Origin of the sequence: Novosphingobium sp. (assembly GCF_040398825.1) — a bacterium.
GTDB lineage: Bacteria > Pseudomonadota > Alphaproteobacteria > Sphingomonadales > Sphingomonadaceae > Novosphingobium.
Window position 1 is genome coordinate 37554 of the sequence record NZ_JBBATI010000008.1, and the last position, 21342, is coordinate 58895.

General features: G+C 60.6%; 17 protein-coding genes. 6 read left to right on the forward strand and 11 right to left on the reverse strand.

Annotated elements, in window-relative coordinates; all coding sequences use genetic code 11:
* Window position 1: 1 nt before the first annotated feature.
* Entirely contained in the window at window positions 2–1303 is a 1302-nt protein-coding gene (locus ABWP89_RS06170) for a metal-dependent hydrolase family protein (RefSeq protein WP_353227962.1), read from the forward strand.
* Window positions 1304–1429: 126 nt separating this feature from the next.
* On the opposite strand, the gene ABWP89_RS06175 is transcribed toward ABWP89_RS06170, so the two are convergent.
* From ABWP89_RS06175 to ABWP89_RS06185, 3 genes are all read right to left on the reverse strand, one after another.
* The gene (locus tag ABWP89_RS06175) at window positions 1430–1696 is read right to left on the reverse strand and encodes a ribbon-helix-helix domain-containing protein (protein WP_353227963.1); all 267 of its coding nucleotides are present in this window, start codon (window positions 1694–1696) and stop codon (window positions 1430–1432) included.
* Complete coding sequence (gene phbB, locus ABWP89_RS06180; RefSeq protein ID WP_353227964.1) at window positions 1693–2415, reverse strand: acetoacetyl-CoA reductase; 723 nt, start codon at window positions 2413–2415, stop codon at window positions 1693–1695. The genes ABWP89_RS06175 and phbB overlap by 4 nt, the downstream gene beginning before the upstream one ends.
* Window positions 2416–2569: 154 nt before the next feature.
* Window positions 2570–3394 carry a hypothetical protein gene (locus ABWP89_RS06185; RefSeq protein WP_353227966.1) on the reverse strand — a complete coding sequence of 275 codons (825 nt, stop codon included), beginning with the start codon at window positions 3392–3394 and terminating at the stop codon, window positions 2570–2572.
* Between the two features lie 503 nt (window positions 3395–3897).
* Here ABWP89_RS06185 and ABWP89_RS06190 point away from each other — a divergent pair.
* The 5 genes from ABWP89_RS06190 (at window position 3898) to ABWP89_RS06210 (ending at window position 10425) form a co-directional block, all read left to right on the forward strand.
* On the forward strand, window positions 3898–4341 hold the full coding sequence (locus ABWP89_RS06190; protein WP_502915248.1) for a DUF3576 domain-containing protein: 444 nt from the start codon (window positions 3898–3900) through the stop codon (window positions 4339–4341).
* A gap of 117 nt (window positions 4342–4458) precedes the next feature.
* The gene (gene leuS / locus ABWP89_RS06195) at window positions 4459–6993 is read left to right on the forward strand and encodes a leucine--tRNA ligase (protein ID WP_353227968.1); all 2535 of its coding nucleotides are present in this window, start codon (window positions 4459–4461) and stop codon (window positions 6991–6993) included.
* Window positions 6994–7003: 10 nt separating this feature from the next.
* The gene (gene lptE, locus ABWP89_RS06200) at window positions 7004–7513 is read left to right on the forward strand and encodes an LPS assembly lipoprotein LptE (RefSeq protein WP_502915249.1); all 510 of its coding nucleotides are present in this window, start codon (window positions 7004–7006) and stop codon (window positions 7511–7513) included.
* 7 nt (window positions 7514–7520) lie between these two features.
* Window positions 7521–8543: a DNA polymerase III subunit delta gene (holA, locus tag ABWP89_RS06205; RefSeq protein WP_353227971.1), complete on the forward strand. Its 1023-nt coding sequence runs from the start codon at window positions 7521–7523 to the stop codon at window positions 8541–8543.
* 463 nt (window positions 8544–9006) lie between these two features.
* Window positions 9007–10425 carry a sugar transferase gene (locus tag ABWP89_RS06210; protein ID WP_353227972.1) on the forward strand — a complete coding sequence of 473 codons (1419 nt, stop codon included), beginning with the start codon at window positions 9007–9009 and terminating at the stop codon, window positions 10423–10425.
* Between the two features lie 279 nt (window positions 10426–10704).
* On the opposite strand, the gene ABWP89_RS06215 is transcribed toward ABWP89_RS06210, so the two are convergent.
* The 8 genes from ABWP89_RS06215 to ABWP89_RS06250 form a co-directional block, all read right to left on the reverse strand.
* Window positions 10705–11775, reverse strand: coding sequence for an NAD-dependent epimerase/dehydratase family protein (locus tag ABWP89_RS06215; RefSeq protein ID WP_353227973.1), 1071 nt, complete (start codon window positions 11773–11775; stop codon window positions 10705–10707).
* A 14-nt stretch (window positions 11776–11789) separates the two neighbouring features.
* Window positions 11790–12746 (reverse strand): GDP-L-fucose synthase, encoded by a 957-nt coding sequence (gene fcl / locus ABWP89_RS06220; RefSeq protein ID WP_353227974.1) that lies wholly within the window; start codon window positions 12744–12746, stop codon window positions 11790–11792.
* Between the two features lie 16 nt (window positions 12747–12762).
* A complete protein-coding gene (gene gmd, locus ABWP89_RS06225; RefSeq protein WP_353228045.1) occupies window positions 12763–13884 on the reverse strand; it encodes a GDP-mannose 4,6-dehydratase in 1122 nt (373 codons plus the stop codon).
* A gap of 605 nt (window positions 13885–14489) precedes the next feature.
* The gene (locus tag ABWP89_RS06230; protein ID WP_353227975.1) at window positions 14490–16496 is read right to left on the reverse strand and encodes a hypothetical protein; all 2007 of its coding nucleotides are present in this window, start codon (window positions 16494–16496) and stop codon (window positions 14490–14492) included.
* Window positions 16474–17682, reverse strand: a complete 1209-nt coding sequence (locus ABWP89_RS06235; RefSeq protein WP_353227977.1) for a glycosyltransferase — start codon at window positions 17680–17682, stop codon at window positions 16474–16476. Before ABWP89_RS06235 ends, ABWP89_RS06230 begins: the two co-directional genes overlap by 23 nt.
* 142 nt (window positions 17683–17824) lie before the next feature.
* The gene (locus ABWP89_RS06240; protein ID WP_353227979.1) at window positions 17825–19042 is read right to left on the reverse strand and encodes an O-antigen ligase family protein; all 1218 of its coding nucleotides are present in this window, start codon (window positions 19040–19042) and stop codon (window positions 17825–17827) included.
* Window positions 19043–19171: 129 nt separating this feature from the next.
* Window positions 19172–20422: a lipopolysaccharide biosynthesis protein gene (locus ABWP89_RS06245; protein ID WP_353227980.1), complete on the reverse strand. Its 1251-nt coding sequence runs from the start codon at window positions 20420–20422 to the stop codon at window positions 19172–19174.
* A 100-nt stretch (window positions 20423–20522) separates the two neighbouring features.
* Window positions 20523–21275, reverse strand: a complete 753-nt coding sequence (locus ABWP89_RS06250) for a WecB/TagA/CpsF family glycosyltransferase (protein WP_353227982.1) — start codon at window positions 21273–21275, stop codon at window positions 20523–20525.
* Window positions 21276–21342: the final 67 nt, after the last annotated feature.

The following is a 21342-nucleotide window of genomic DNA, read 5'->3' on the forward strand; positions in this document are numbered from 1 at the left end:
CATGTTGCGGGGTTCGACAGCACTGGGTCTGGCGTCACTGGCGCTGATTGCGACTGCAGCCAGGGCAAGCGATCTGGTCGTTCATGCCGGAACGCTGATTGACGGCACGGGCAAGGCCCCGTCCCATCAGGTTTCCATCCTGATTCATGACGACCGCATTGTGGCGATCCAGCCTGGTTTTCAGTCACCGGCCGGCGCTGCGGTCATCGACCTCTCGCATGAAACGGTGATGCCGGGGTTCATTGACGTCCATGTCCACATCGCGGCCAAACTGCCAAGCCGCACGAATGCGACCGAGGACTGGCTGACTCACTCTGCGCTCGACCGCGCGTTCGACGGCGCGATGTTCGCCCGACAGATGCTGCTGCAGGGCTTTACCAGCGGGCGCGACTGCGGCGGCGGCGATGATACGGTCGCAGTGCGCGGCGCGATCAATACGGGCAAGATCGATGGCCCGCGGCTGTGGGTCGCGCTTGAGGCGCTTGGCCCCACTGCCGGACACGGTGACCCCCATAGCGGGCTGGACCACGACCTGTCGCACCCCGGCTGGGAAAATGGCATCGTCGACACGCCCGAGCAGGCACGCATTCGCGTTCGCGAACACAAAGCGCGCGGCGCTGACCTGATCAAGATCATGCCGTCCGGCGGGATCGCGTCCACCGGCGACGATCCGCGCCAGCAGCTGATGACCAACGAAGAAATCCAGGTCGCGGTAACAACCGCGCACAGCCTGGGCATGAAAGTGGCGGCGCACATCTACCCCGCTGCTGCGATCGAGAATGCCGTGCGCGCGGGCGTGGACTCTGTCGAACACGGATCGTTCGCCACCGCCGAAACCTTTGAACTGATGAAAGCGCACGGCACGTATCTGGTGCCAACGCTGACCGTTTTCCAGGTGTTTTATGAGGCGGCACGCGATCACCCCGAACTGCTGACGCCTGGCACCGCAGCGAAAGAGCTCGCCAATGATCTGCTGCCAAAGCAGAACCTGCCGCTGGCGATCAGGTCAGGGGTAAAGATCGCGTATGGTACCGACATTGGTGAAGGCGATCACACCATGGAATTCGGCCTGCTGGCGGCTGGCGGTATGAAGCCTATGGACGCCATCCTCGCGGCAACGCGCAATGCCGCCGACCTGCTCGGCGCAAGCGATCGCGTGGGATCGGTGCAACCTGAACGGTACGCCGATCTCGTGGCCGTCAACGGCGATCCGCTGGGCAATCCGGAACTGCTCCGAAGGGTAACTTTCGTCATGAAGGGCGGCATCACCTACCTGCGCGACGGCAAGCCCGCAATCCATTGAATAAAAAGCCCTCCCCCTCAGGGGGAGGGTTGGGTGGGGGTGTCCGACGCCCGGATAAATGCGCGTCATTGCGGGCGCAGGACACCCCTCCCCAACCCCTCCCCTGAGGGGAGGAGCTCATGTCGATCAAACCAAACTCATCCCGCTCAAATCGTTTTCACCGGGAAACACCCGCGCCACCAGCCACAGGCGGATGGCGCCGGCCAGGCCGGGCGGGGTCTTGGCGCGGATGCGTTCGGCATCGATGCGCGCCACCAGTGCGTTGACCGGAACGCCTTCTTCGGCGGCCACCCGTCGCAACCAGTCCCAGAACAGGGGTTCCAGGCTGATCGATGTCTTGTGCCCGGCAATTTCCACCGACCGTTTGACCGGTGGATGAAATTGCGCGGTCAATACATGTGCTGCCCGCCGTTGATCGACATGGTCGATCCGGTCACAAACGCGCCCTCGTCAGAGGTCAGAAAGACCACCCCGCGCGCGATTTCATCGGCATTGCCCAGCCGGCCGACCGGGATTTTGGCGACAATCTTTTCCAGCACCGGTGCGGGCACCGCGGCGACCATGTCGGTATCGATATAGCCCGGCGCGATGGCGTTGACGGTTACGCCGAATTTCGCGCCTTCCTGCGCCAGCGCCTTGGTAAAGCCGTGGATGCCCGATTTGGCGGCGGCATAATTGACCTGACCATATTGCCCGGCCTGGCCATTGATCGAACCGATGTTGACGATCCGCCCCCAACCACGTTCGCGCATTCCGGAAAAGGTCGCCTTGGCCATGTTGAAACAGCCACCGAGGTTGACGCGCATGACTTCATTCCAATCGTCAAAGCTCATGCGGTGGAGCACGCCGTCGCGCGTGATCCCGGCGTTGTTGACGACGATATCGACCGGGCCGTGTTGTTCGGCGATTGCCGCCACTGCGGCCAGCGTGGCTTCGTGATCGCCGACATCGAATCGCGCAATCGCAATTCCGGTCCTGTCGGCAAAGGCCTGCGCCTTGGCATCGTTGCCGGCATAGTTGGCGACGACCGTGCGACCCTGCGCCTGCAACGCGATGCTGATTGCTTCGCCAATCCCGCGTGTTCCGCCGGTTACGATTGCCACTCGTGCCATGTCTTATCCCCTCCGGGTCAAAAGCCCTGCTGCTTGCAGTCGCACGCTACGACGATAGCGCCACGCCGACAAGGCCAGCCGATCACGGCGCGGTGATACGGACAAAACTGAAATTATGAGGGGAATTGGCCAACCGCAGCAAACGCGCAAAAGGTCAGAAGTGGAACTGGGTTCCGACGTAAATCGCCTGGCTGTCCTGGCGATGATCGGTCAGCGGACGAATCCGGTCGCGATCGGTGGAATAGCGCAAGCCAGCCGTGACATCGAGGTTGCCCATCACGCGATAGCTGCCGCCCATATTGAGCTGGTAATCGCCCTGGGTGCCCAGCGTCCGCGGCAACCGGCCGGGAACCGCGCGTTCGTCAAAGGCCACCGTCGGTTCAAGCCGCGAGGAGCGGCCCACACCCGCCACCGGTGCCGGAGCGGCGAGCGAGAAGCTGCGCAATTCGGCATTTTCGCGGACCATGTCGTGGATCGCGCTACCCACGGGCGCACCAGCCGGACCGTTCGCCGGAAGGGCAAAGCTTTGATACCCGCGCGCCGTGCCCAGATTGAACGCCACCGGCGCAATCCGCATCGCCGCGAAACCCGTGCCCGGCTCCGTCGGGATAACCCGTGATGAAATCATCCGGCCACGCGCATCGGGCAGCCGGATCGCCACGGTCACCGCACGATCGGGGCGATTTTCCATCCCGGCCGGGGTGAAACGAAACAGCCGGCCATGCGACAGCGCGTGCATTGACGCCTGCGCCACCAGCCGCGGATCAACCGATGCTGGCGTAAACGAACCCAGGGCCCCGCGTGCGGCCAGACTGACCGAGGGTGATTCGCCGGCACTGGCAAACGCGCGAACCACGGTTGGTGCGACCAGCGCCGAGACCACGACACAGGCTGCACAGATCATCGGGCTGATCACCGGCGAACGCAGAATCCGGCGAAAACCGCCGTTTTTCCTGCTATTGCCACCGATCCCACGCATGATCTTTTGCCTACCCTTATCGTTATAAACCAATCCTGCGCACTGTCGTCGCCGATGGCTGGTCTGCGGCGCGACACCGCAGAGAGGCCAGGGAAATTCTGTGCGCTTAGTTCCTTTGCTACGCGCGCCGATGAAGGTCCAGTTCTTTCAACCGTTCCCGCGCGGTCTTTGCGCTTCGTGCGCAAGGTGTTGCAACCAATCCACAGCGGGCATGCGCGGGGGCGGTTGCCGCCGCCATCGACGACCCTTGCAATGCGCTTGCCGCCGATGGCGACAGGGTGTTAGAGGCAGTGACCGGTAAACGCCGCAAGCCGGTCGTGTCATTGCCCCCGCGCGCGCCAAACGTGCGCATCGGTGCAAAGGGCAGGATACCTTGCGCCCGTTTTCGGTTTGTGCCTGGGCTTTGCGGTGAACCCGCGTTGGCCTGCACCAGCGAAAGACAGGATTGATCAGTGACGTTGCGCGCAGAATCGAAAACCATCGGATCCTTTTCCACCGCCGCCATGCGCATCATCGCCACCGGTGCGCTTGTCGCAACGCTGGGCGGTTGCGGGGTCCACCTTGGCCACCACAAGAAAAAGCGTGTGGCCGAGGCCGCCGCGCTGGCGCCCAGCAAAGTCACCCAGATCGGCGTCAATGCCTATTTGTGGCGCGCCACGCTCGACACGCTGTCGTTCATGCCGCTGCTGCAAACCGACAGCAATGGCGGGGTGGTGGTGACCGACTGGTACGCCAATCCGAAAAACCCCGGCGAACGCATGAAAGTGACCGTGTCGATCCTCGATCAGGATCTGCGCGCCGATGCCGTGCGCGTCGCCGCCAGCCGCCAGGTACTGCAAGGCGGCGCCTGGCTGGACGCCCCGGTTGAGGCGGCCACCGTGCAAAAGCTGGAAGATGTGATTTTAACGCGCGCGCGCGACCTGCGCCGCAAGACCATTCGCGGATGATCGCCGGCGCTGATCATCCGTGCGGGTGCGGATGATCAGCAGTGATTGGCCATAGCGACCCCGCGCCGACACGCGCGGTGGTTGCGTTGGGCCGTGCGGTTCGCGTAGAGGGCGATGATGACCGCAGACCGCTTTGATCCCGCCACCGCCGATCTCCACTGGCAGCACGCCTGGGCCGCTGCCCAGACCTTTCGCGCTGACGACATGTCGGCCAAACCGCATAGCTATGTGCTTGAAATGTTTCCCTATCCATCGGGGCGCATTCACATCGGCCATGTGCGCAACTATACCATGGGCGACGTGCTGGCGCGCTACAAGCGGATGACCGGGCACGAAGTGCTGCACCCCATGGGCTGGGACGCGTTCGGCATGCCGGCCGAAAACGCCGCGATGGAAAAGGGCGTCCACCCCGGCGGCTGGACCCGCGACAACATCGCCAACATGAAGGCGCAATTGCAGCGGCTTGGCTTTGCGCTCGACTGGAGCCGCGAACTGGCCACTTGCGATCCCAGCTATTACGGGCACGAACAGGCGCTGTTCCTTGATCTCTATGCCGCCGGGCTGGTCTATCGGCGCGAATCCGCGGTCAACTGGGACCCGGTGGACATGACCGTGCTGGCCAACGAACAGGTCATCGACGGGCGCGGCTGGCGGTCGGGCGCGCTGGTGGAAAAGCGCAAGCTGAACCAGTGGTTCCTGAACATCACCGCGTTTGCCGATGATCTGCTGACCGGATTGGGCGCGCTCGACAAATGGCCCGACAAAGTGCGGCTGATGCAGGAAAACTGGATCGGCAAATCACAAGGGTTGCAGTTCAGCTTTGCCCCGGTGGAGCCGCTCGGGAGCCCGATCCCGGTCTATTCCACCCGGCCCGACACCATCTTTGGCGCCAGCTTTGTGGCCATTGCGGCCGATCATCCGATCGCGCAGGACCTGGCGCGCACACGTCCCGAGGTTGCCGCGTTCATCGACCGGTGCAAACAGGGCGGCACCACCGCGGCCGAGCTGGAAACCGCCGAAAAGCTGGGTTTCGATACCGGTTACACCGTGGTCCATCCGTTCGATGCGGATTGGCACCTGCCGGTCTACATCGCCAATTTCGTGCTGATGGAATATGGCACCGGCGCGGTCATGGGCGTGCCCGGGCACGACCAGCGCGACTTTGAATTCGCGACCAAGTATGCCCTGCCGATCATCCGCGTGGTGGCCGCCAGCGCTGCCGAGGCGGACGCACCGTTTGCGGGTGAAGCCGAAGCCGGCGATGGCGTGATCGTCAATTCGCGTTTCCTGAACGGCGCGACTGTCAAGGATGCGATAGCCACGGTGATCGCCCGGGCCGAGGCCGAAGGCTGGGGCCAGGGCAAGACGGTGTGGCGCCTGCGCGACTGGGGCGTATCGCGTCAGCGCTATTGGGGCACGCCTATCCCGTTTGTGCATTGCGAAGTGTGCGGCGTGGTGCCGGTGCCCAAAAAGCAGTTGCCGGTCACACTGCCCGACGATGTCGAATTTTCGTCGCCGGGCAATCCGCTCGATCGCCACCCGACGTGGAAGCACGTCGATTGCCCGCAATGCGGCCATGCGGCGCGGCGCGAGACCGACACACTGGACACGTTTGTCGATTCGTCGTGGTATTTCCTGCGCTTTGCCAGCCAGCCGGCCGATGCCCCGTTCGATCGCGCGATGATCGCCAAATGGTTGCCGGTGGAACAGTATATCGGCGGGATCGAACACGCGATCCTGCATCTGCTCTACGCGCGGTTCTGGACCCGCGCGCTGGCGCATATCGGACTGATCGATGTGACCGAACCGTTTGCCAGCCTGTTTACGCAAGGCATGGTCACGCACGAAACCTATGAGCGGCGCAACCCCGACAACGGCCAGCCGGTCTATTTCAGCCCGGCCGAGGTCGATCGCGGCGGCGATGGCGCGGTGCTGCGCGCCGATGGTGGCACGGTCACGATCGGCCGCGTGATCAAGATGTCGAAGTCCAAGAAGAACGTGGTGGACCCCGACGAGATTGTCGCGTGCTATGGCGCCGATGCCATCCGCTGGTTCATGCTGTCGGACAGCCCGCCCGAACGCGATCTGCCGTGGTCGGAAGCGGGCATCGAGGGCTGCGCGCGGTTTGTGCAGCGGCTGTGGCGGCTGTTTGCGCAAGTCGACCGCGACGCCAATGGCGAAGACCGCAACCTGGCGCGCAAGGCGCACCAGACCGTGCACGCGGTGGCCAGCGATATCGAGGCGCTGGGGTTCAACAAAGCCGTCGCGCGCATTTACGAACTGACCGGCGCGATCGAAAAGGCCGCGCCCTCTGCCGATCGCAGCCGGGCGATCATGACCCTGTTGCTGCTGGTGGCGCCGATGATGCCGCATCTGGCCGAACAGGTCTGGTCGGCGGCGGGTACCGGCGGGCTGATTGCCGATGCCGCCTGGCCAGAGGTTGATCCCGTGCTGCTGGTCGACGATGAAGTCACTGTTGCGGTTCAGGTCAAGGGCAAGCTGCGCGATACGCTGACCGTGCCCAAGGGCACCGCGCGCGACGAACTGGAACGGCTGGCGCTGGCCTCGGACAAAGTGCAGCGTGCGCTGGATGGTGCAGAGGTGAAAAAGGTGATCGTGGTGCCCGACCGGCTGGTGAATCTTGTTGCCTGATGCGCGCGCGCTGCGCGCAATTGCCTTGCTGGCACTGGCCACACTGCCGCTGGGGGCCTGTGGGTTGCAGCCAATGTATGGCGGCGGTGGGTCGGGCACGGTGGCACGCGATGTCGCAGCAGTGCTGATCACGCCGATCGAGGGCAAGGCCGGCTATCTGGTGCGCAACGCAGTGGCCGACCGGCTGGGCGGCGCGGCTGCGGGCAATGCGCGCTATCGGCTGGATGTGCGGCTGGATGAAAAGCTGATCGGCATGATCGTCCAGTCTGACGATTCGGTCAGCCGGGAACGCCGGGTGATGCGCGCACGCTATCAGCTGACCGATCTGGCCAGTGGCGCGATCATCGTCGACGCCACCGCCGATGCGGATGCCGGGATCGATATCGTATCAAGCGAATATGCGGTGATCGGCGCGGAACAGACCGCGCAGGAAAATCTGGCCAGGGCGATTGCCAATCAGATCGTCACCAATGTCGCATTGCGGTTGCGCCAGGCCGGAAAAGCCGGGCAGCACCCGTGATCGCGGCATGAAGGCCACGCAAAAAACCTTTGGCTCGACGCTCGACCGCAACTTGCGCAAAGCGCGGGTACTGTATTTTTGCGGGTCCGATCAGGCGGGCGCCGCCGATGCTGCGGCGCTGGCGCTGGAACGGCTGCAACCGGCGGAACTGGTGGAATTTACCGGCGCGGAGCTCAAGGCCGACCCCATGCGCCTGGCTGATGAGGCGCGATCATCCTCGCTGTTTGCCGATCGGCGCGTGATCCGGGTGGCGATGGCGGGTGATGAAGCCCACGACGCGGTGGTGATGCTGATGGCCGATACCGTGCCTGGCTGGCCGGTGCTGCTGGTGGCCAGCGCAGCGTCCGACAAATCGCGCGTGGCCAAATTGCTGGTCGATCGCGACGACGCGCTGGTCGCCATGTTTTATCCGCCTGATCTCGCCACGATCAGCGGAGCAGTGCGAACCCAGGCCGAAGCATTGGGGCTGCGCATGAACGACGGGCTGGCCGAAGCGATCGCGCAGGCCGCCACGCTCGACAGCCGGATCGTGCGCAGTGAGCTGGAAAAGCTGGCACTGTACCTGGATGCTGCCCGCGAATCGCCCAAAACTGTCACCCCGGAAGATCTGGCCGCGATCGGCGCCGAAACCGGCGAAGACAGCATGACCCCACTGGTCAACGCGGCGCTGGGCGGGATGGTCGACCGCGTCGCGCGCGAACTGCCAAAGCTGGCCGCGGGGGATATCAACGCGGTCGGGCTGCTGCTGGCGTTTGAACGGCGCGCGGTGCAATTGACCGGCCTGGCCGCCCGGCTGGGCAGTGCCACCAACGTGAGCGCGTTCATGGAGCGCGAAATGCAGAGCCGGCGGGTGTTTTTCAAAGACAAGCCGGATCTGATGCTGCAATTGCAAAAATGGCGGGGCCCACGCATTGAACGGCTGGTGACTCGCCTGGCCGCACTGCATCGCGACATGCTGACCAACAGCCCCGGGGCGCAAGTGCGGCTGCAACAGGCCATCATCGAAATCGCGCGCGCATCGGCCCGTTGATCCGTGCTGTCCGGCTGACCGCGGTAGCTCGGCGGCCTGCGAATGTTCATGCCGAACGCACAATATATCCAAATTGGTGTAAACCTGACCTTTACCGTCGTGTGCGGCCAAGTTGGCGCGTCAGGTAACGGCAGCGCCGATCGCCCTGTTTCAACACAGCCTGGCGATCCCGCGCGTTCGGGGTAGACAATCCGCGGTAAAACGCAGAATGGCGGTGCGTGGTGGACGCTACGGAACCAGCACCGCACCCCGCGTTCGCGCAACAGGCAGTACCGCAAACTGTCCCAATAATGACGGAATGGGCCTGACACACGATGAACGGCAGGATCGTAACAACAATAGCGATTGATCCGAATCGGATTCAAACCTATTTTGCCGCAGTGCAATATTGTCGGCCGATGCCGCTCCTTGACCGGACTGGCAGGGGACGTGCCGATATGAAGCGGATTTCCGAGGGGCAGTTATGACCGCAATTACGGAACCTGCCGCGCTACTGGAGCGTGACCGCGCATCGGCAATGCCCACTTCGCAGCGCTTTGTGCTGCCACTTGCCCCTTCGCTGGAACGGCGCCGCCTGCAGGTCTATCTGACGCTGATGGTGCTCGACACGCTGGGCATTGTCGCGGCGTTCCTGTCGGTGGGCATGGCGCTGGGCCGGCATGATATCGCCGCATTGAGCGATCTGCTGCCGCTGTTCATCCCGCTGTACTGGACTTGCGCGCTCAATATGGGCGTCTATTCGGTGCGCTCGCTGATTTCCCCGCGGTATGCGCAAGTGCAGGCGATCTATTCGCTTATGGTTGCGCTGACCGCGTTGATTTTTCTGTTCTATCTCGCGCACAGCAGCGTGGAGATCGGGCGGCTGTCGCTGCAACTGGATCTGCTGGCCTCGGCAGTGGTGCTGGCCAGCATCCGCAGCGTCATGCGGTCCTTCGTGGTGCGTCGCTGCGGTCCGACCGCAGAAAACGTGCTGATCATCGATGATGGCGGCGGGATTGTGCGCATTCCAAACGCCTGGACGGTGGCGACCCGCGAACACAACCTGAAACCGGATTTCTGTGATCCGCACATGCTCGACCGGTTGGGCCTGTTCATGACCAACATGGACCGGGTGCTGGTCACCTGCCCGCCCGAACGCCGCGCCGCATGGGGCATGGTGTTCAAAGGATCAAACATTTCTGGCGAAATCGTCGATCCGGACGTGCACGCGCTGGGGGTGATCGGCGCACGCCGCGGCAATGATTTTGGCACGCTGGTGGTGTCTGCCGGCCCGCTTAGTCTTAAGGGCCGCGCGATCAAGCGGGGCATGGATATTGCACTGGCAGGGCCGGCGCTGCTGTTCCTGATGCCGCTGCTGGTCGTGGTCGCGGTGCTGATCCGGCTCGAAGACGGCGGCCCGGTGTTTTTCCGCCAGCAGCGCCAGGGGCGTAACAACCGCCTGTTCTGGATCTACAAATTCCGGTCGATGCGCACCCAGCAGCTCGATCATGCCGGCCACCGTTCGGCCAGCCGCGACGATGATCGCATCACCCGTGTGGGCCGGTTTATCCGCCGCACCAGCATCGATGAATTGCCGCAGCTGATCAACGTGCTGCGTGGCGATATGAGCATTGTCGGCCCGCGCCCGCACGCGATCGGGTCGCTGGCCGGAAACAAGCGGTTCTGGGAAGTCGATTCACGCTATCTGCTGCGTCATTCGCTTAAGCCCGGGCTGACCGGGCTGGCCCAGATGCGGGGCCTGCGCGGCGCGACGGATACGGAGGCTGATCTGTCCGAACGGCTGCAGGCCGATCTGGAATACGTCAACGGCTGGACCATCCTGCGCGATATCAGGATCGTGCTGGGCACTGTGAAAGTGCTGATCCACCACCGCGCGTTTTGATCCACAGGCAAGGCATGTTGCGTTTCGCCTGATACCCGCAGTTCTCCATACACCGTTGTTGCCAGACCGTTGTTCCAAACGACCGGCGCCCGGTTTTCTGGCACCCTGCGCTATTGCACCGGTCGGGCACGCGCATCAGGGCGGCGGACTGGCGACCGGCTGATCCGGCCCGTTTCATCAGCGCGCTTTCACGATTTCAGCAGGGTTGCCCGAATAGACCGACCATGGCTCCAGATTGCGCAGCGAAACACTTCGCGGTCGGAACCTGTCTACCCACGGTCATGGCTGCCGCCCGTGCGGATCATGCCCGCGCTCTCCCGCATCAAAATAATCGTGGTACCATGCAACAAACGCACGGATGCCATCGGCGACCCTGGTCTGAGGGGCATAACCCGTCAGTTCGCGCAGCAGCGTGGCATCGGCCCAGGTGGCGGGAACATCGCCCTTTTGCATCGGCAGTTCGCGCCGGATCGCCTTGCGCCCGCATTCGCGTTCGATCGCATCGATGAAATCGGTCAGTTTGACAGTGTCTGAATTGCCGATGTTGACCACGCGAAACGGCGCGGCCGGGCTTAGCGTATCCCACGCCGGGATCGTCGCCGGGTCGTCGGCGCGCACCGGCACCGCGTCGATCAGCAGCCGGATGCCACGTACCAGATCGCCCACATAAGTGAAATCGCGGTACATTTCACCGTGGTTGTACACATCGATCGGGGTGCCATCGATGATGCCCTTGACGAATTTGAACAGCGCCATGTCGGGCCGCCCCCACGGGCCATAAACCGTAAAAAACCGGAACATGGTAACCGGCATATCCCACAGATGGGCATAGCTATGGGCCATGACCTCATTGGCTTTTTTGGTCGCGGCATAAAATGTCAGCGGATGGTCGGTCTGGTCCGTCTCGGCATAGGGCAGTTTGGTGTTGGCGCCATAGACCGATGATGTCGATGCCATCAACAGATGCCCGACCCTGAATTCACGCGCACATTCCATCACATTGAACGTGCCGACCAGGTTGCTTTCCAGATAAGAGCGGGGGTTTTCCAAGCTGTAGCGCACGCCCGCCTGCGCGGCGAGATGGACCACCGCATCCGGCCGTTCGCGATCAAACAGCGCGTGCAGCGCTGCATGGTCTTCCAGTCGCGCCTCGACCATGCGAAACCGCGCCGATTGCAGCAGCATGGCATGGCGCCGGCGTTTCAGATTGACATCATAATAGTCGGTCATCGCATCGAAACCGACGACATTGAACCCTTCATCGATCAGCAGCCGGCACAGATGATAGCCGATGAAACCGGCCGATCCGGTCACCAGCACCGTGCGTGGCGCGCCGTCGTGCCTCACCACGTCGGGCGCCACAATCACGCCTCGCGCAGTTGCGCAGCGTTGTGCAAAAACCACTGATAGGTCTCGGCAATACCCTGTTGCAGATCGATGCCGGCCTGCCATCCCATCGCGGTCAGCCGCGAAACATCCATGAGCTTGCGCATGGTCCCATCCGGCTTGGCCGTGTCATAGGAAATCCGGCCGCGATAGCCGGTAACCGCCGCGATCGTTGCAGCCAGTTCGGCAATGGTGACATCGCTGCCCGAACCGACATTGATATGGCTCGACATCGGCTGCGTCTGCGTAGCATAGACATCGTGCGGCAGGTCAAACACGAACAGCGATGCTTCCGCCATGTCATCCACGTGCAGGAATTCCCGGCGCGGGGTGCCAGTGCCCCAGATCACCACCTCGTCAGCGCCGGCCTGCGCCGCTTCATGGAACCGCCGCATCAGCGCGGGCAGCACATGCGAATTGGCCGGGTGAAAATTGTCTCCCGGACCATACAGGTTGGTGGGCATGACACTGCGATAATCGGTGCCATATTGCCGATTGTAGCTTTCGCACAGTTTGATCCCGGCAATCTTGGCAACAGCATAGGGCTCGTTGGTGGCCTCCAACACCCCGGTCAGCAACGCGTCTTCGCGCATCGGTTGCGCCACCGCGCAAGGATAGATGCACGATGACCCCAGAAACAGCAGCCGCGCGACACCGGCTGACCATGCCTGGTGGATAACGTTCGCCTCCATCATCAGGTTTTCATAGATGAATTCGGCCGGATACGTGTTGTTGGCCAGGATGCCCCCGACTTTCGCCGCTGCGAGCACGACCGCATCGGGGCGTTCCTCTGCAAAAAAGCTGCGCACCGCCGCCTGGTCGGTCAGATCGAGATCAGCATGGGTGCGGGTGATCACCTCGTCTCCGCGGGCGGTCAGCCTGCGGGCAATTGCCCCACCGACCATGCCACGGTGTCCAGCTACATAAATACGCATGCCTGTTCTCCGCGGATCAATATTCATTGGACACCGGCAAATCCAACCCGTGCAGTTTCAGCAGCGCATGGCGTTTGGCGGTCTTCAAGTCGTGGGCCACCATTTCGGCGCACATTTCCTGCGCTGTGATTTCAGGTACCCAGCCCAGCTTGTGCTTGGCCTTGGTCGGATCACCCAGCAATGTTTCCACTTCGGCCGGACGGAAATACCGGGCATCGATCCGGACGATCACATCACCGACCTTCAATGTGGGCGCATCATCGCCAGTAATGGCGGCAACAGTGGCGATTTCGTCGACGCCGTGGCCCGAAAATTCCAGTTCGATGCCCAGATGCCGCGCCGACCACAGAATAAATTCGCGCACGGAATATTGCACACCGGTCGCAATCACAAAGTCGTCTGGTTGATCCTGTTGCAGCATCATCCACTGCATGCGCACGTAATCTTTGGCATGACCCCAGTCACGCAGCGAATCGATATTGCCCATATACAGGCAATCTTGCGCACCCTGGGCGATGTTGGCCAATCCCCGCGTAATCTTGCGCGTCACAAATGTTTCGCCCCGACGTGGGCTTTCATGGTTAAACAGAATTCCATTGCAGGCATACATGCCATAGGCTTCGCGATAGTTTACCGTGATCCAATAGGCATACATCTTGGCCACGGCATAAGGCGACCGTGGGTGGAATGGGGTGGTTTCGCGCTGGGGGATTTCCTGAACCAGGCCATACAGCTCGCTGGTCGACGCCTGGTAAAACCGGGTCTTGTGCTCCAGTCCGAGAAAGCGGATTGCTTCCAGGAGCCGCAACGTGCCGATCGAATCGACATCGGCAGTATATTCCGGCGCCTCGAAACTGACCGCGACGTGGCTTTGCGCGCCAAGGTTATAAACCTCATCGGGCTCAATCTCGCGGATGATCCGGGTCAGGTTGGATGTGTCCGACAGATCTCCATAATGCAGCTTGAATTTGGCCGCCGGTGTGTGCGGGTCCTGATAGATGTGATCGATGCGTTGGGTGTTGAGCGATGATGCACGGCGTTTGATGCCATGCACTTCATAGCCTTTTTCCAAAAGGAATTCCGCCAGATATGATCCATCTTGGCCAGTGATCCCGGTAATGAGTGCCTTTTTCTGCATGATCTGACAAGTTCCATAGCCATGGTGACAAAAAGAATGAACAATTGAACGGGGGTAAATTGCCTGCTGGTTTCCGGCCGACATGGCCGCCTGCAGCGTGGGTTATGTCTCCGGGACCGCGCTTTGCCGATAAACCAGCGCGTGGTCGATAGCACATCCATTGTTGTTCATTGTCCGCCGACGCAATACTGACAAAAAATTGGGTCCCGTTGCGAAGGACGTGCCTGGTATGATCGGCATAGCACACCGGCAACCTGGATTAGAACGCCTTTGTGTAAAAATTGAAGCCCCGTGGTGCTGCAGGTGCGCCTCCGTCATGTCCGCGTCCCCTTGCCGCTGCCGAGCCTGCGGGACGCGCAGTCAGTGGCCCGGCAACAGGCCGGTCGTCACAAGCGCGCTTGCCAGTTCAGCCGCTTCACCGCGGCCATGGCCACCTTCGCGTTGAAGGCCGGGCTTGTGTTCCGGCTTGGTCATCCGCTCACCCCTGCTCCTGTCATGCAGCCATTCTGGCCGCCGTCAGGCAGAACATCCACTTAACCCGGTGCCCAAATTTGCCAGGCCAAGTCCAGGGCAGCAATGCAACATCCCCGAGCATCCGAACACTATCAAACAGCCGAACCCGAACCGTTCACCCATACTGTTCCCGTCCACCATATCGGCTGTCCGTGCGCCGCCAACGTTGTGTCATGGTAGCAGAGGCCGCGCTCCCCGATGCCGAGGGAACGCGGGCGGTTTACCGAAATGCCGAGCCCGCGCGGATGAGCCACCAATGTCCAACCCGTATTCATCGCATTGGTCGCGACGTATTTCCGCTTGTTGGCATAGTCCCAATACTCCTCCCCCTCGATGCGTGGCGTAACCACACCGTAAGGTGTGCCGCTGCCAGACCGCATCGGTCGGATTTCCAGTTGGGTTCCATCCGGCCCGGCCATGCCAAGACGGGCCACGCCACCGCTACCGCCGATCCATGACAGACTGCCTGGCTTCATGTCGGTGAAATCCGCGCGCAGCGGCAAGGTGATGGGGTCTGAAAAGGCGATACTGTCTTTGGTCGGCGTGGCGCTGAATTTGTAGGTGATAGCCGCCTTCATCGACTGCCCGGCCTGGTTTTGTGTGCTCCCCAGACATGTCTCATGCCCATCGGTATAGAAGGCAGAGTGCTCCGGGCTGGCAGCGACCGAAGGATCTTCCCAGAATACCCTTACGCCGGGAGCAGGATAGGAACCTGCTTTGACCACATCCAGTGTGTTCGCTGCTCTCGGTGCCGATCCCAACATCATCGGCGGAACACCGGACGCCGTGGCAGCATAGCCACCGCTGACCGTCTTGCCACCCGGGATGACAGGCATGTTGGGCCAGTTCTCTGCTGCGCCCGTAAAGTCGGAAGCGCGCATCACCGGCGAAATTGCGGCATGAATCGGAGGCGAACTGTTGACGCCGCCGTAGCAGTTGAACGCCCCGATCTTTACCGCCTGGTTTCCCGGCCCGATCGACACCAGCGCGGCATCTGCGGTTTTGCCGTCAGTGATCCACGCGCCCGATACCATGCCGATGTTGACAGTGCGGCAGTGGTCTATGCGGATGCCGTGGACGCCGCCCTCGACATGGATATGTCCGGCTTCGAGCGCTTCCACGCCATGGAAGCGAATATTATCTCTCTGGCGATATCTCAGGTCGCGGCGGCTGTCTTGTCGCGCAGCGCTCGTGACAACATCAACAAACAAATGATTGATGGTCACAAGTCCCGCCACCGCGCCGGAATAATCACCGTGGGGATTGTCAGAACGAAAGCCAGGGTTGGTATCCACGGCATATTGCCCAGCATCGGGCACCGAAAACAGCACCCACACGTTATCGACCTCGATATCCATGCCCGCATCGGTGATGGCCATGTTCCTGCCGCAGCCCATGACCAGCCCCGGACCGCGCGCATCCTTGATGAAGGTGTTGCGGATGTATGAGGGGACAAATGCGCCAGACAACTGCACTATCCCGTCAGGCGTGCTTGCAGACTGATTGGCCGCGTTGCCATCGATCACCAGGCCATCGATCCCGAAATATGTACCAGGGCCGGTGCCTGGATAGGCCGCCGACCATGTCTGGATAGCGGCGCAATTGGCACCGGGCAAAAGTTGGATGATGGTACCTCGCGCCAGTGTATCGTCCATCTGATTTTTACCGCGCAGCGCGGTCCCGCGCGGCAGAATAAGCGGGCTGCCGATCGACAGCTTGCGTGCTGCCGTCATGTCCACATGTCCGCCGCCGATGTCTTTCAGCCCGGCATTGATGGTCTCGGCAGCGTCCCAGGTTGAGGTTCCCGCCAGGATGTCAGCCCTTCGCTCGGCAGGAATGAAATCAAGCACTGACCGGTTTTCGTCGAGTTTGTCACCCACTCCGCGCAGTACCGCAGTCCGCGCCGGCGCCCGATAGCCCATCTGGTGCGCCGCATCTGACATGTTGGGCGATGCTGACAAGGGATCAGAGGCCGTTGCCCCGGCGTCCGCAGGAAGAACCCCGGTCGCAAATGCAACCCCTACTACACCACCAAGCGCCGATCGGCGGCTGATTTTGCCATCGGCGGATGCTTTATCACCTGTGTCGAGATTGGACATCAGCCATGGCCTTTTGGTAGATCGACGTTAACATGGATAAGTTTCGAACCGCAGAATAGTTCCGTTCGAACGTCTCTCTGCAGTTGGCCGACATCGCCACTGCCGCGCCGGGATCGGCCACAAAGGCGCGCACTGCAGCTGCCAGCGATGTTGGCTGACCAGGGGTAAAATGGCACCCGGTCACACCGGGTTCAACGATTTCCGCAAGCGAACCGATGCGGCTCACCAACGCGGGCAATCCGTTGGCAAAAGCTTCGACGAGGGTCATCGGAAAGCCCTCGTACCAGATCGAGGGGACAATCAGCGCAGCGGCGCGGCGCATCTCGGCTTCGACCTGATCTGGCTCGACACTGCCGATAAATGTCACGTTGGGCGGTGCGCTGGCGGCCAGCGAGGCGCGCAACGGCCCGTCACCGGCAATCGTCAACCGAATGTCGGGCAGGGTACGCCATGCCTCGATCAGATCGACGATGCCCTTTTCATGCGTGATCCGCCCGACAAACAACATTCCCGCGCGAGGCCCCAATTCGGGCCGGACGGGACGATCGAGAAAGTTGGGTTTGACCGTAATAGCCGGCTCCGGCAGGCCAATAGCGATGTATTTTTCCTTCGCAAATTCTGTCAAGGCGATAAACCGGTCGACCTGACCGGCAAGGTAGCCGCCAGTCATCGCTTTGTGCTGCATAGCGATAATTCCGGCGGTGCCGACCAGCGAACCGCGATAGCAGCGATGGCGAAGTGCCGGCAATGGCACACGCCCGAGGCAGTCTTCACAGATCTGTCCGTCACGCTCGAATGTGGCTGCAGCGCAGCCAAGCCGATAATTGTGCAAGGTTTGAACTACCGCCAATCCTCTCGCGCGGGCCGCGGCGTGGACGGCAAAGGTCAATCGCGGGAAGAAGTTATGCACGTGGACAACGTCTGGCTTATGCAAGTCGATCAGGCCATCGATCCAGCGGGCGCGGTCCGGATTGTAGCGAATCCGTAGCGTGACCTCGAGCTTGTCCGAAAAACCGCGGATGTCGTCATTGTTTACCACAACGGTCTGGACATCATGGCCGCCGTCACGCAGCAATGCGGCTTCATTGCGCGCAACCGCATCCTCGCCACCGGCCTGCTGGTATGCGTTATGCAACATGAGCACGCGCAGCGGTCTGGAATTGGCAATGTTCGGATTGCTGATCATGTCCTACCCGATTGTTCCTTGGACAGTGTAGCCAGACGCTTGGCTTCGGGTGGTTCCGCCTTTGCGGATATTTCCCTGATTTATGGGCCAAAGGTCTCGTTCGTGCGATTGCCGATGTGCTGCAGATCACCTCGAAACATTGCTAGCTGCGGTGATTTTTCTTCGGCGGGCTAAGGCTTTGTGCCGCCGCCAACCAGACAAGCAGCAACGAAGTGCCGACTATGTTTGCTCGCATCGACAGGATCGGCTCAAACACGGCACTGACAGTCACGATGATGATAGTCCCCAGAACCAATCGGTTGCCAATTTTTCGTGCGTGCCCGAAACCAACCAGTGCTGTAGTGCCGTAGATCACAATACAGATAATGAAACCGCCGATACCGGAGGCAACCCAGAAATTCATGAAGTCGTTTTGGGCGTTGCGCGCATGCCACCAGCCCTGGTTCATGTAGTCACCGATCAGGGCGGGGCCTTCGAGCCACCCCCACCCTATCCAGGGTCGCATCGAAATCATGACTTTCGATGCATCCCAGACGGCATCTCGGTTGTTGAGGTCGGTTATCGAAACGTCCCGTCCGGAAACGGCATTCAGCGATCCCACCCCGAGGCTGAGCAGTATCAGATAGAAAATGCTGACGATCGCCAGGCCGAACATGAGCATAGGCTGTGCTCTTGGCGGAAATCTGCCGATAAGCCCATAGGCCACCGCGAAAAGCGACGTCACAAGACCCGAGCGGCTCCCTGTGGCTACCGTTACAAGCAGGAGTATCAGCACAATCCAATAGCTTTGCTTGCTTTTTGTATCATCGAGCCAAGCCATGATGCCCAGGCTGCACATCACCGACAACTTGTTTGGGTGCAAAGCAAAGCCACCGAACGACAGCACACCGGTTGGAAGGAAAGTCAGATTTCTATCCACGACGGTCAGCAGCGTAATTATAACTACGCAGAGTACAGAACTCCACTTTAAAAAATACCTTACTACAAGCATTGATTCGTCGAAGGTCATGCGGCGGGGATAGTTCAGTAGCGCGGAGCATAGAGCGACACGCACGATCCATTCTGTGATCGAGAATACCTGTTGGAGAAGCGCTCCGCTGCCATATTCGTGCCGCGTGAGATAGGCGGGAACCAGCATGTACAGGAATGCAAGGATAGTAATATTGGTTTGGGGTGTGAATATTTTCTGCTTTTTACTCGTCGCCTTGATCGCAAATATCAGCGCAGTCATTCCCAGGACGAGAACAATATCCAGGACGTTGGTGGCGGTGAACAATTGTGTCTGCCGCACTTTTCCGTCAACTTTTTCACCAGTCAAACTAATGGTGAGGTTGGCCAGGACAAGGCCGGTCGTCAGCACCCAGGATTTCACATTTTTGTTCGAAAGAGGATCAGCGGGCTTGCGCGACGCAGGGCGTGTGCGTGGCGTTACCGGCCAAGACCGCGAAGAAGCAGAGATGGGACGTGCCTGATTCACAAAATCGATCCTCTACCGGGCGACGTCACCGTCACCCCAATGCGAGATTTCGCCACGGGACAGCGCATAGCGCTTGCCATGGTATACTATCCATAAGCTTAGCACACCCCACACCACAACCGCATCCGCGATCAGAACGATTGGGACCGCAAGCTCGTTAAACATCCGGATAAGTGGAAGGCTGGCAGCAAACGAGAATACCAATCCGACCAGAAATGCGAAGAAGTTCGCGCTTGGATCTTCGACCGTCGCCACCATGATCATAGGAGGAAGCCGTATCGAAAGCGCGAAGTTCAACAACATGAACAATCCCAGCAGCATGGCGAAATTGGTTGTCCAGGGAACCTTGATCAGCACTGCGACCAGGGGGCTCACCAAAAGCAGCCCGATGCCAAGCAAAACACTGAGACCGGCGATTCCCCAGCCACATTTACGGATCAACATGCGCGAAGCGGCAAACCCTTTGGCTTTGAACTGACGCGCGGCCATCGAAGGCAGCACCTGCTGGATGGCATTGAGTGGGAGATTGAGCACATTGGTGAGCTGCTGGGTCGCCCGCACCAGCCCCAGCGTCCCCTCTCCGAGCACAGCGACAGCGATAAATAGCGGCGCGGCGCTCTGCACGCTATCGAGTACGGTAGTCGGCATCATCCACACGATGAAATTAAAATGCCGTCGCCACATCAATCCGTTGAGCAATTTACGCCATTTGCACCGGCCATAGATGGCGGCGCCGAGCAATGTAGCGAGCCCCGAGCTGATCGTGAGCGTGTAGATTGCGCTCAGCGTGTCGAGCTTTGCCAAATGGCTATGGGAAAGGTAGCCAAACAGGGCCAATTGGCTCGAGAAGCGCAACAGGTCGATCGAGAAAGCATGAAACGAACGGCCGATCACAAACAGATACCGACGGTAAAATTCGGCCATCACCGAGAATGTGTTGGCTAACACCAATGGCCAGACGATGTCGCCCAGCCACGGTGAGTTGATCAGGTTGCCGAGCGGCCCGAGGCCAACGACAATGAACAGTCCGCTAACCGCGCAGAATACGAACGCGGTGAACAACAGAAAGCCGCGGTAGGCAAGCGAGCTCTGGCCGCGCAACTTGGGCAGGATCGACGAGATCGGCGTAAGGACGACCGCGATCTCGAAATTGCGAATGATCATCAAGATCATGAACGCAAGCGAAAACCGCCCGAATTCACCAATGCCGCAGGCCCGCAAGAGAATGATCGAGGAGAAAAAATTGGCAGCAGCGGTGACCACCTGGCTCGCGAATGCCCATGCGGGTTCGTGATAACCCCCTCTGGACAAAAGCTCTCTCAGTCTGAGTTGCGGACGGTTTTGCAAGGATTGTAACAAAGGATCAATATCCGCCTGTGCTGATACATTTCCATACGAAGCGTGGAGCCAGCACAAGATAGCGCCTCCACAGCCTGCGCGGTTCACTCATCAGGCGGTAAGACCATTCGAGCATCAGCATTTGCATCCACTTCGGAGCGCGCTTGACCGCACCAGTGTGGAAGTCGAACGCAGCGCCCACACCGATCAGCGTCTGGGGCAAAAGTTTGTAGTGATCACGCATCCAGACATCCTGCTTAGGGGAAGAAATCCCGACCCACACGACGTCCGCCCCGCTCGCCTTGATGCGCTCAATAACCGCCCTATCCTCGTCAGCGGTCAGTGCGCGGAATGGCGGGCATTCAAAGCCGGCGACCTTGAAGCCGGGAAACCGGCGCGCAAAACCTTCTGCAAGCCGTTCGGCAACGCCTTCCTTGCCGCCGTAGAAATAGCTGGAAACACCTGTATGTGCGGACCGACTTGCCAGCCGCTCCATAAGATCGGCGCCGCAGGTCCGCTTTACCGGCAACCCGCGCAGCTTTCCCACAACCGCGATCGGCATTCCGTCCGGCGTAATCATCGCCGCCTCATGATGCAGATCCCGGAGATCGGGATCCTCGCTTATAACGACCAGGCTGGGCACGTCTCGGATGCAGACGAAACGACCGATCTTGTCGCGCGCCCATCCCTCGACAGTCTGAACAGCGTGTTCGGGATTCGTTATGGTAACAGGAACACCCAGCACGCTGTAGGTTTTGAGTGGGGAGGCTGAGGTCACAATGATCTCCAAAACAGCTCTACGACCGCAAAAGCGGCTAAGTATTTATCATTAAACTTCAAGATAA